The sequence below is a fragment of the Streptomyces sp. BK340 genome, assembly GCF_007827595.1.
Taxonomy (GTDB): domain Bacteria; phylum Actinomycetota; class Actinomycetes; order Streptomycetales; family Streptomycetaceae; genus Streptomyces.
Genome location: NZ_VISR01000003.1, coordinates 156,146 through 166,826, shown reverse-complemented (window position 1 = coordinate 166,826; position 10,681 = coordinate 156,146). Strand labels below are relative to the sequence as shown.

Here is a 10,681-nt window from a genome sequence, read left to right as displayed (position 1 = left end):
TCCCCCGTGCACGACCAACCCGGCTCGACCTCCATCTGCAACACCGGTCACTTCCCGACGGACTGAGCGATTATCAGAAACCCGGTCGGCGGTTCACAAGTCCGACCGGCGCTGCGCCGACCGGGTGGATTCCCGCCGCCGCGACGGTGTCGCTGTGGTGCGCCGGAGGCCTGCGGGGCGAGTGATGAGTCATGCAGAAGGATCAGTTGTTCACTCGGCGCCGGATGCTTCTCGCCTCGGCCGTCGCTCTGGGAGCCGCGAGCACCGCCGGAATCGTCATGGCGGAGGGCGACGACGAGGTGGCCCGCATCGCCGCACCGGTCGCCGGCGCACCGGCTCTCCAGGCGCTCAAACCCTCCGCCTTCCGTCTCCAGCCGCTCACCGGATACGGCCCGCCGCGCGCCGCGCCACGCAAGCTCAAGGAACGCCACGAGCCCATCCTGCAGATCTCCGGACGCGGCCGGCACATGATGCTGACCTTCGACGACGGACCCGACCCCCGCTACACCCCGCACATTCTCGACACCCTCGCCAAGTACGACGTGCGGGCCATGTTCTTCGTGTGCGGGGAGATGGCCGTCGACAACAAGGAACTGCTGGCCCGGATGGCCGAGGAGGGGCATGTCGTCGGCAACCACACCTACACGCACCCGCTCCTGACCACCCTGAGCCGCCGGGAGATCCGCTCGGAGATGGAGCGGACCACCGACGTCATCGAGGACGCCTACGGGGAGCGGCCCCAGTGGTTCCGCGCACCCTACGGCGCCTGGAACCGCGCGGCCTTCCAACTGGGCGCCGACATGGGCATGGAGCCGATGGCCTGGACCGTCGACACCACCGACTGGGAGACGCCCGGCACGGACACCATCGTCGGCCGGGTGGAGAGCGGCGCCGCTCCCGGCGTCGTGGTGCTCTCCCACGACGCCGGGGGCGACCGGTCGCAGAGCGTCCACGCGATCCGCGAGTACCTGCCCTATCTGCTGGACTCCGGCTACCACCTCACCGTGCCGCCCCGCCGCCCGTCGTGACCGGGCACTCGCCCGCCCGGCCACCACGGCTCACTCGACCGAGGCCAGGCGGGCGAACACGACGACGTTCCCGTCGTAGCCGTTCTGCTTCGAGAAGCCGCCGCCGCAGGTGATCACCCGCAGTTCGGCCGTGCCCTTGGAGCCGTACACGCGGTCGCTCGGGAAGCTGTTCTTCGCGAACACCTCGACTCCGTAGACATCGAACACCGCGGTCCTCCCGTCCTTGCGTACGACGTCGACCCGGCTTCCCTTCTGCAGGGCCCCGAGGCCGTAGAACACGGCGGGGCCCTGCTTGTTGTCGACGTGCCCGACGACGACCGAGGTGCCCTTCTCGCCGGGCGAGACCGAACCGGTGAACCAGCCCGCCAGGTTGGGGTCCTCGGGCGGGGGAGCGCCGACCCAGCCCTGGGCGTCCAGGCCGACGGGCGTGAGGGGCGCGTCGACCCGGATCGAGGGGATCCGGATCCGGTCGGCGGCGGCGAACGGCAGGGCGGCGGGGCCGCTCGCGAACGGGCTCGGGGCGATACCGCCCTCGGCCGTCGCAGCCGCCGCCGACGCCGGTTGCGGTGGCCCGACGTCGAATTCTCCGGAACCATTCCGAATGAGCGCCAGGCCGGACAGCAGGACGAGCGCGATCACGCCCCACGGGGCGCGCTTCCGTCGCAGCTCCTCCTCCTCGGCCAGCTCGGCCAGCACGGACGCAGACATTCGCATGGGAAAAAGCTAAGTCCCGTACGAGCGGGCGATGACGGGGCGGCGGGCGAACGGGTGGTCCGTCACCCTGTTGGTCCGCCATACGAGTTGCAGCCGAAAGGATTTTTCTGACGGTCTGTGACCTGCGGCAATATCCGATTGTGTGGTTATCCCGTGGCGTGTCCGCTCACCAGGACGGACCATTCTCGACGTGCGGGCGTGTTCCGGGCGTCGGAGGGTTCTGCCGGGAGGTGCCTTCTCGCCGATAGTCCGGGTACGGGACCCGGAGTGCCTCCCGCGGAGGTTCACATGCGAAACCAACGTGCCCTGGCGGCCGCGTGCGCAGCGGTCGCCGTACTGGGGCCGGCCGCCCCCGTGGCCGTAGCGGACGGCATGGGCGGCGGAGGCGGCTCGAACACCGTCATCACCATCCCGGGCAACGGCAACATCGGGAACGGGTTCGGCAACGGGTTCGGGAACAACAACGGCAACTTCTGCCAGGGGAACAACAACGGACGGGGCGACAACTCCGGCCGGGGCGACAACTCCGGCCGGGGTGGCAACGGCCGGTGCGACAACTTCGACAGGGGCAACAACGGAAGAGGTGACGACTTCGGCGGCCGCGGTGACGAGTTCGGCCACGGGGACAACCACGGGGACAACCACGGGGACCGGGGCGACGGCAACCCCCGCAACATCCTCGCCACGCCCAGCATGATCGCCGCGGGCGGCCGGATCGCCATCACCGTGGACGGCTGCCGCGGTGGTACGGCGTCCTCGGACGCCTTCCGCACCACCCAGCTGACGGCGATCAGTGACGACACCTCGCGCGGCATCGCCACCGTCGACCGCAACGCCCGTCCCGGCCGCTACGACATCACGGTGAACTGCAACGGCCGCACCCTGACCCGTCCCAACGCCTTCACCGTGCTCGGCGCCGTCCATGGCGGACTGGGCGGCAGCGTCACCAGCGGCGCCACGCCGACCGACATGGCCATCGGCGGCGGTCTGGTGGCCTCGGCGGTACTCGGAGGCGGTATGTCCTTGATGCGCCGCCGCCCGGAGAGGTGGGTCTGACCGGGGCCCGGAACCCGTCCGCGGAGCGCGCGCAAGACAGGTCTTCGCCCCGGCTCCCTGCGGGGGGCCGGGGCGAAGACCTGTCCGCGGTCAACCCCTGACGTGCGGGAACAGGTTCAGGAAGGGCTCGGCGCTCGCCGCGATGCCCCGGCTGTAGGGCGCGTCGAAGTCCCAGATGAGGAAGAGCATGAAGGCGATGGTCGCGGAGAAGACCCCGGCCAGGATCAACTCGCGCCTGGTACGCCGGATCTGCAGCGCGAAGACCATGCAGACGGTGACGACGGCGCCGGTGATCAGTCCGAACCACACCACGCCCGGCATCGTCGCCCCGGTCGAGTCGGCGCGCGCGTTGCGCGCCTGGTCCGCGGCGGCCATCTGGTCCAGCAGCGGCTGGTAGGCCTGCGCCTCGAAGTCGTTCTTCGGCTGATAGTCCGTCACGTCGTGGCGGAGCGCCGCCAGCAGTTCCGTACCGCGCTCGGTGACGCGACCGTGGTCGGTCATCGACTTCCACTCGGTGGTCACCACGTACTGGACATAGGTGTCGGCATCGCCGCGGATGCGGTCACGGACGTCCGGCGGATAGACCCGCACCCGCTCCGAGATCTCGTGCAGCGCCTGGGCCTCGGCCTGCACATGGTCCTCGGCGGCGCTGCGTGCCTCCCACACGCCCGCGATGGCGAGACCGAGGACGATGGCGTACACGACGCCGATCCACATCGTCATGTACTCGATGACGTCGGGGGTCTCGCTGGGGTCCTCGTCGTCGGGAGCCCTCTTGTGCCGTACGAGGGTGATGACGACCACCACGGCACAGGCCCCCAGCATCGCGAGGACGAGAACAAGCCAATCCGACAACAGGTGCCTCCAGAAGTGAGCGGCCGGCGCGTCAGCGCGGGCGCAACGCCGCCACGGCGACGATCGCGGGAACGGTGATGAGCAGGACGTAGGTGACCGGCGACGTGTGGTCGGGCGCCTGGTGGCCGGCGGACCGGGGGTGGTACGCCGGATAGCTCACCGGGGTCACGGAGGGCCGCGGACGGGCCTTGGGCGACGGCTTGGGCCGCGGCTTCGGGTCGGGCCGGGGCGTCGGGGTCGGGGTCGGCGTCGGCCGGGGTGCGGGTGGTGCCGGGGCGGGCGGCTTCGGCCTCGGTTTCGGCGGCGCTTTCGGAGTGGGCGTCGGCCGGGGCGTGGGCTTCGGTGACGGGGTCGGCCTCGGCGGGGGCGTGGGGGTCGGCGTCGGCGTGGGAGTGGGCGTCGGTGTGGGCGGGCACGGCGGCGGTGTGGGCTTCGGGCACGGCGGCGGCGTCGGCCAGTGGTCGCCGCCGCCCGCCACGGCCACGGCCACCGTGCCGTCCGGGCCCGTCGAGGCGGACGCGCAGGCGTCGGCCGCCGCGGTCCCGACCGGGCAGCCCACCAGGGTCCAGGTCAGTGCCAGAAGGGCCAACACCCGGGTGGCGGGCGCGCATCGGGTCACTTCGGGTCCATGCACGACGGAGATCATGAGGCGCGGAGCGCCGTCGTACTCGGGAGTGCGTCCCGTTTGATCCGAAGGGGTGACAAATGATGATCAATGGTTTGAAGGTCCGAAGCTGACCAACTGGCCGATATGTGCGCCTGCGTGACGACCCGCGAACGGTGCTCGTCACAGGATCCCGAAAGAATTTCGCGTCCCCGTTGAACACTCCGACCCCTTCGCCGCGTACCCATGGCCGTGCGGCGGCGCAGCAGGGCGCTGCAATATCCAGGCAAATTTGGGGAGTTGGCGATGAAGACCTCCTGGCGGACCGCCTCACTGGTGGCCACGGCCGCTTCGGTGCTGGCGCTGACGACGGCGTGCGGTCAGGACAACAGCACCACGCCGGCATCGGCGGCCCAGAATGTCGGGGCCACTGCTGCGGCTGGTGACTACGGCAACCCGGGAGGCGGAGCCGCCACGGGCACCGGTGCCGGCAACGGGTACGGCGCCGACGGCAACCAGAGCTCCAGCTCCCCGAGCCCGGCGGCGCCCGCGGGCAAGCTGAGCGTCGTGGGCAACCCCGAACTGGGCAATGTGCTGACCGACGGCTCCGGCCTGACCCTCTACCGGTTCGACAAGGACACCGCCAATCCGCCCAAGTCGAACTGTGACGGCGACTGCGCCACCACCTGGCCGCCGGTGCCCGCCGACGACGCCACCGCCGGCCAGGGCATCGACAAGGCGCTGCTCGGCGAGGTCACCCGCGCCGACGGCACCAAGCAGCTGACCATCGGTGGCTGGCCCGCCTACCGTTACGCCAAGGACGTCAACTCCGGTGACGTCAACGGCCAGGGTGTGGGCGGCAAGTGGTTCGCCCTCGCGCCCAACGGCAAGAAGGCCTCGCTGGCCTCCCTGCCCGGTCTGTCCGTCCGCAAGGACCCCAAGCTGGGCGACGTCATCGTGGACAAGAACGGCATGACGGTCTACCGCTTCCTGAAGGACAAGGCGTGGCCGAAGGTCATCTCGAACTGCGCCGGCGCCTGCCTGGAGAAGTGGCCCGCGGTCGCCCCGGTCAAGCCCGAGGACACCAAGGGCGTCCAGAAGAAGGGCCTGATGGGCTTCACCCGCCCCGACGGGGAGAAGCAGATGACCGTCAACTGCTGGCCCATCTATACCTTCTCCGGCGACAAGGCTCCCGGTGACACCAACGGTCAGGGTGTGGGCGGCACTTGGTACGCCGTCTCGCCCGACGGCAAGCCGGTCGGCGCGCCGGGCAAGTAGAGATCACCTCCCCAGGGTCGATCGCCCCGCCCCCGGCGCCCGATCGAAGGTCCGCCCCCTCCGCACCGCACGGAGGGGGCGGACCGCTGTTTCGTGGGGCCGTGACACGGCGGGGTCGGGCGCGCACTTGCCGCAGGCAGTGACCGGGAACGGACGGTCAATTTCCGGTTCAGGTCGCTCCTTTGGCGGGCGATCAGTAGCCTCAGCTCGAACACCGGATCGCCTCGACCTGTCGCCTACGCCTTGGAGAGATACATGGAGCGTCCCGCCTGGGCCCCACGGAGCATCGACATCTCGGTGCCGAGCGTTTCGCGTATCTACGACTTCTACCTGGGCGGTTCGCACAACTTCGAGGTCGACCGCGAGGCGGCCCGCAAGGCGATGGAGTTCATGCCGGGCCTGCCGAAGATCATGCAGGCCAACCGGGCCTTCATGCGCCGGGCCGTGCGTTTCGCGGCCGACGAGGGCATCACCCAGTTCCTCGACATCGGGTCCGGCATCCCGACCTTCGGCAACGTCCACGAGGTGGCCCAGGCGGCCGCACCGGGCGCCCGTGTCGTCTACGTGGACCACGATCCGGTGGCGGTGGCGCACAGCCAGGCGGTGCTGGCGGGCAACGCCGACGCCGACGTGATCGCCGCCGACCTGCGCAAGCCCCAGGAGATCCTCTCCAGCCCCCAACTGGAGGGCCTGATCGACCTGAATCGGCCAGTAGCCCTCCTTCTCGTTGCCATACTGCACTTCGTGGAAGACGTGGACGACCCGTACGGTGCCGTGGCCGAGCTGCGCGAGGCGCTCGCGCCCGGCAGCCTGCTGATCCTCACCCATGCCTCGTACGAGGGAATCCCGTTGCCCGCGGAGCGGGCCGGGGGTGCGGTGGACGTATACAAGGACATTCGCAACCCGCTGATCATGCGCTCGCGCGAGGAGATCGCGCGGTTCTTCGAGGGGTACGACATGGTGGAACCCGGACTTGTGCCGATGCCGCACTGGCGCTCGGAGTCGGCACCGGAGGACGAGGATCCGTACGCCTTCTCCGGATTCGCCGGCGTGGGGCGCACGGCGTGAGCGGGGAACCGGACGGGCCGGAGGACAGACTGCGCCGGCTGACGACGATCTGGAGCCGGGCGGTCTTCCCGGTCACCTCCACGTCGCTGACCCGCGCCGAGTTTGCGGAACAACTCCTTCCGCTCGCACGCCGGTTGAGCGGCCTGCTGCGGGCCCGAAGCTTCGACTCGGAGGAGGCCAAGGCGGTCGGCGCCGCGCTGGTCGAGGCGCACTGCACCGACCCCGAGACGCTCACCCGCACCCTGGACTGCGTCGACGCCTACCTGGTCCTCTACTGCGGCGAGGACGGCCCCCAGGACGAACTGCGCATGCGCTCCTCGCGGTTGCAGCACGCGATGGCGGCCGGGTACGCGCAGGCCCTGCGCGAGCGCACGCTCGCCGAGCAGGAGGCCATCGCCCAGGCCGCGTTGCAGGCCCAGGGCATCGTGGCCCAGGCGCTGCACGCCAGCGAGGCCCGCTTCCGGGCGGTCTTCGAGGGCGCGGCCATAGGTATCGGCATCGCCGACCTGGAGGGCAACGTGCTCCAGGTCAACGAGGCGCTGCTGCGCATGTTCGGCGGCTCCGGGACGAACGTGCGGGGCCGCAACGTCATGGAGTGGACGCACCCCGAGGACGCGCCCCAGACCTGGAAGCTGTACGACGAACTCGTCCGCGGCGAGCGCGAGCACTACCACGTCGAGAAGGCGTTCAACCGCCCCGACGGCACGGTCCTGTGGACCAACCTCACGGTCTCCCTGCTGCGCGACGCCGACGGCGACCCGGAGTACCAGCTGGCCCTCATGGAGGACACCACCGAGCGCCGCCTGCTCAACCTCCGGCTGCGCTACGAGGCCACGCACGACGCGCTCACCGGACTGCCCAACCGCACCCTGTTCTTCGAGCGCCTGGAGAAGGCGCTGGGCGCCGGCGAGGGCCAGCGCTTCGGCCTGTGCTACCTCGACCTGGACGGCTTCAAGACCGTCAACGACAGCCTCGGCCACGCGGCCGGTGACCGGCTGCTGGTGGAGGTCGCCGATCGGCTGCAGTCCTGCGCGACCGCGCCCGGCGAGATGGTCGCCCGGCTCGGCGGCGACGAGTTCGTGGCGCTGACCACCGGCCCCGGCACCGAGCGGGGAGTGGACGAACTCGCCGAGCGCATCATGAACGCGCTCGTCACACCCATCAGCATCGACGGCCGTGACCTGCTGGTACGCGGCAGCCTCGGCATCGTGGAGGGCCCGGCGGGGGAGCGCACCGCGGCGGAGATCCTGCGCAGCGCGGACATCACCATGTACCGGGCGAAGTCGGCGGGTGGCAACCGTTCCGAGCTGGCCGACGCCGAGGCGGACGCCCGGGTGATCACCCGCCACGGCCTGACCACGGCACTGCCCACGGCCCTGGAGCGCGGCGAGTTCTTCATCGAGTACCAGCCCCTGGTCCACCTCGGCGACGGCAGCGTCCGCGGCGCCGAGGCGCTGGTCCGCTGGCTGCACCCGCAGCACGGCGTCCTCGGCCCCGACCGCTTCATCCCGCTCGCCGAGCACACGGGCCTGATCGTCCCGCTCGGCCGCTGGGTCCTGGAGGAGTCCATCCGCCAGGCCCGCGAATGGCGAGAACGATACGGCGCGCAGACGACCGCCGGCCCGCTGCGCATCAACGTCAACCTCTCCCCGTGCCAGCTGAGCCACCCCGGCCTGGTCCAGGACACGGTGGAGATCCTCGAACGCGCGGGCGTCGCCCCGGACGCCCTCTGCCTGGAGGTCACCGAGTCGGCGCTGATCGGCGCCGACGACGACCTCCTCAAACCCCTGCGCCGACTCGCCGAGATGGGCGTCGACATCGCCCTCGACGACTTCGGTACCGGCTACTCCAACCTCGCCAACCTGCGCCGCCTCCCGGTGAGCATCCTCAAACTGGACCGCTCCTTCACCCAGGGCATGCAGCAGTTCCCGGCCGACCCCGTCGACCTCAAGATCGTCGAGGGCATCGTCTCCCTGGCCCACAGCCTCGACCTCGCGGTCACCGTGGAAGGCGTGGAAACCGGCGCCCAGGCCGAACAACTCCGCATACTGGGCTGCGACACGGCCCAGGGCTGGTACTACGCGAGGCCGGGCCCACCGGAGAGGCTGCACGAACTGGCGCTGGTGGACGCGACGGGGTGAGCCCGTCCCGGCCGGGGCCTCGGCGGGACGGAAGCGAGCACAGGCAGTGGTGTGTCCGGTCCTCGGCGACAATGTGTCGCGCGTCGCCGCCCGGCACCACGAGGGCGGGGTGTTCGCCGTCCCTCGTCCGTGGACAGGGCCCGGAGTGCGCGGCCGGTTGCGGGGACGCCCCCGGGTGACGTCACCGCTCGCCCGGGGCCGCGCGGCTGCGGCCCCACGAGCCCGCGGGAGCGGGTGGCGCACCCGACCTGATGGGGCGTCGTGCGACCACTGTCACCTCGCGCATCTGCCGTCCCGGTCGCATCCTCACCCCCCCCGCATGGGATGGCACTCCATGCCAGGGGCGCACCGGACAGGACAGTCCGACCCGTCACCGGATCGGACTGTCCACACCGCGCGATATCGACTACACCGTGTCCAGTGCCTCGTTCCTGCCGGCCAGCCGCTGCCGCAGCAGTGCGAAGACCACCACGCCCACGGCCACCAGAGTGGACAGGATCACCTGGTCGCGGCCGCCGCCCTCGCTCGTGTCGGTGAGCATGTAGCCCAGCACGAAGGTGATCAGGGCGATGGTGGCCCAGGTCAGGTACGGGTAGAGCCACATCTTGACGGTCAGCTTCTCCGGGGCCTCCCGCTGGATGATCCTGCGCATGCGCAGCTGGGAGAAGCAGATCACCAGCCAGACGAACAGGGCGATCGCGCCGGAGGAGTTGAGGAGGAACTGGAAGACCGTGTCCGGCCACAGGTAGTTGAAGGCGACCGCGACGAAGCCGAAGACCACCGAGGCCAGGATGGCCGACTGGGGAACACCGCGATCCGTGGTCCGCGCGAAGGCTGCCGGGGCGTCATTGCGCCCACCGAGCGAGAACGCCATCCGTGACGCCGTGTACAGGCCGGAGTTGAGGCAGGAGAGTACGGAGGTCAGCACGATGGCGTTCATGATCTGTGCCGCGTGCGGGATGCCGATGGAGCTGAGGGCGGCCACGTACGAGCCGTCCTTGAGGATCGCCGGGTCGTTCCAGCGCAGCAGAGACACGACGATCAGGATCGAGCCCAGGTAGAAGACGGCGATCCGCCAGATCACGCTGTTGGTCGCCTTGGTGACCGCGGCCCGGGGGTCCGCGGTCTCACCCGCCGCCAGCGTGACGATCTCGCTGCCCATGAACGAGAAGACCACCATCAGGACGCCGGTGAGGATCGCGCCGGGGCCGTTGGGGAGGAAACCGCCGTGCGCGGTGAGGTTGGAGAAGCCGGATGCCGGGTGGTCCGAGCCGGGCAGCAGACCGAAGAGGGCGAGGCCACCGATCACGATGAACGCGGCGATGGCGACGACCTTGATGCCGGCGAACCAGAACTCGAACTCGCCGTAGGAGCCGACCGAGGCCAGGTTGGTGGCGGTGAGGACGACCATGACGATCAGGGCCCAGCCCCACTGCGGGACGGCCGGGATCCAGCCCGCGAGGATCTTCGCCCCGGCGGTCGCCTCGACGGCGAGCACCACGACCCAGAAGAACCAGTACAGCCAGCCGATCGTGAAGCCGGCCCAGCGGCCGAGGGCGCGGTCGGCGTACGCCGAGAACGAGCCGGACGTGGGGTTCGCCGCGGCCATCTCGCCCAGCATGCGCATCACGAGCACGACGAGGGCGCCGACGAGCGCGTAGGAGATGAGGATGCCGGGGCCCGCGGCGGCGATGCCGGAGCCGGAGCCGACGAACAGGCCGGCGCCGATGACCCCGCCGATCGCGATCATCGACAGGTGGCGGCTCTTGAGGCCGGGCTTCAGACCGGACTCGCTGGGCGGGCTCTTAGGGAGGGTTGTGGTCATCTCGCCATCCATGGAGGGGGTGCGGACCAGGGCGGCACGAAAATTAGTTCAGTACGATCTAAAAAAACAGTCTTGTTTAAATGTTCACCGTGCTCTATTTTCCGTTCAGCGC

Annotated in this window: 9 protein-coding genes and 1 pseudogene; 6 read left to right on the top strand and 4 right to left on the bottom strand. The window is 70.2% G+C overall.

Annotated elements, in window-relative coordinates; translation table 11 throughout:
• Positions 1-191 precede the first annotated feature (191 nt).
• Entirely contained in the window at positions 192-1,028 is an 837-nt protein-coding gene (locus tag FB157_RS07195; protein WP_145877128.1) for a polysaccharide deacetylase family protein, read from the top strand.
• A gap of 30 nt (positions 1,029-1,058) precedes the next feature.
• On the opposite strand, the gene FB157_RS07190 is transcribed toward FB157_RS07195, so the two are convergent.
• The gene (locus FB157_RS07190; RefSeq protein WP_145877879.1) at positions 1,059-1,736 is read right to left on the bottom strand and encodes a class F sortase; all 678 of its coding nucleotides are present in this window, start codon (positions 1,734-1,736) and stop codon (positions 1,059-1,061) included.
• A 669-nt stretch (positions 1,737-2,405) separates the two neighbouring features.
• On the opposite strand from FB157_RS07190, the pseudogene FB157_RS48245 reads away from it, so the two are divergent.
• Positions 2,406-2,798, top strand: a pseudogene (locus tag FB157_RS48245) (hypothetical protein); the annotation flags it as partial.
• 90 nt (positions 2,799-2,888) lie between these two features.
• On the opposite strand, the gene FB157_RS07180 reads toward FB157_RS48245, so the two are convergent.
• Complete coding sequence (locus FB157_RS07180) at positions 2,889-3,653, bottom strand: DUF4239 domain-containing protein (RefSeq protein ID WP_145877126.1); 765 nt, start codon at positions 3,651-3,653, stop codon at positions 2,889-2,891.
• Between the two features lie 31 nt (positions 3,654-3,684).
• The gene (locus FB157_RS48240) at positions 3,685-3,813 is read right to left on the bottom strand and encodes a hypothetical protein (protein WP_261386197.1); all 129 of its coding nucleotides are present in this window, start codon (positions 3,811-3,813) and stop codon (positions 3,685-3,687) included.
• A gap of 28 nt (positions 3,814-3,841) precedes the next feature.
• On the opposite strand from FB157_RS48240, the gene FB157_RS47150 reads away from it, so the two are divergent.
• The 4 genes from FB157_RS47150 (at position 3,842) to FB157_RS07160 (ending at position 8,744) form a co-directional block, all read left to right on the top strand.
• Complete coding sequence (locus tag FB157_RS47150) at positions 3,842-4,342, top strand: hypothetical protein (protein ID WP_186581389.1); 501 nt, start codon at positions 3,842-3,844, stop codon at positions 4,340-4,342.
• A gap of 221 nt (positions 4,343-4,563) precedes the next feature.
• Positions 4,564-5,535, top strand: coding sequence for an SCO0930 family lipoprotein (locus FB157_RS07170; RefSeq protein ID WP_145877122.1), 972 nt, complete (start codon positions 4,564-4,566; stop codon positions 5,533-5,535).
• Positions 5,536-5,790: 255 nt separating this feature from the next.
• Positions 5,791-6,603, top strand: a complete 813-nt coding sequence (locus FB157_RS07165; RefSeq protein WP_145877121.1) for an SAM-dependent methyltransferase — start codon at positions 5,791-5,793, stop codon at positions 6,601-6,603.
• Entirely contained in the window at positions 6,600-8,744 is a 2,145-nt protein-coding gene (locus FB157_RS07160) for a bifunctional diguanylate cyclase/phosphodiesterase (protein ID WP_145877119.1), read from the top strand. The genes FB157_RS07165 and FB157_RS07160 overlap by 4 nt, the downstream gene beginning before the upstream one ends.
• A 406-nt stretch (positions 8,745-9,150) precedes the next feature.
• Here the strand turns inward: FB157_RS07160 and FB157_RS07155 are convergent, their stop codons facing one another.
• The gene (locus FB157_RS07155; RefSeq protein WP_145877117.1) at positions 9,151-10,569 is read right to left on the bottom strand and encodes an amino acid permease; all 1,419 of its coding nucleotides are present in this window, start codon (positions 10,567-10,569) and stop codon (positions 9,151-9,153) included.
• Between the last annotated feature and the right edge of the window lie 112 nt (positions 10,570-10,681).

Coding starts and splice junctions, on each gene's coding strand:
- FB157_RS07170 (WP_145877122.1), top strand. CDS start 4,564: ATGAAGACCTCCTGGCGGACCGCCTCACTGGTGGCCACGGCCGCTTCG.
- FB157_RS07195 (WP_145877128.1), top strand. CDS start 192: ATGCAGAAGGATCAGTTGTTCACTCGGCGCCGGATGCTTCTCGCCTCG.
- FB157_RS07155 (WP_145877117.1), bottom strand. CDS start 10,569: ATGACCACAACCCTCCCTAAGAGCCCGCCCAGCGAGTCCGGTCTGAAG.
- FB157_RS07190 (WP_145877879.1), bottom strand. CDS start 1,736: ATGTCTGCGTCCGTGCTGGCCGAGCTGGCCGAGGAGGAGGAGCTGCGA.
- FB157_RS07165 (WP_145877121.1), top strand. CDS start 5,791: ATGGAGCGTCCCGCCTGGGCCCCACGGAGCATCGACATCTCGGTGCCG.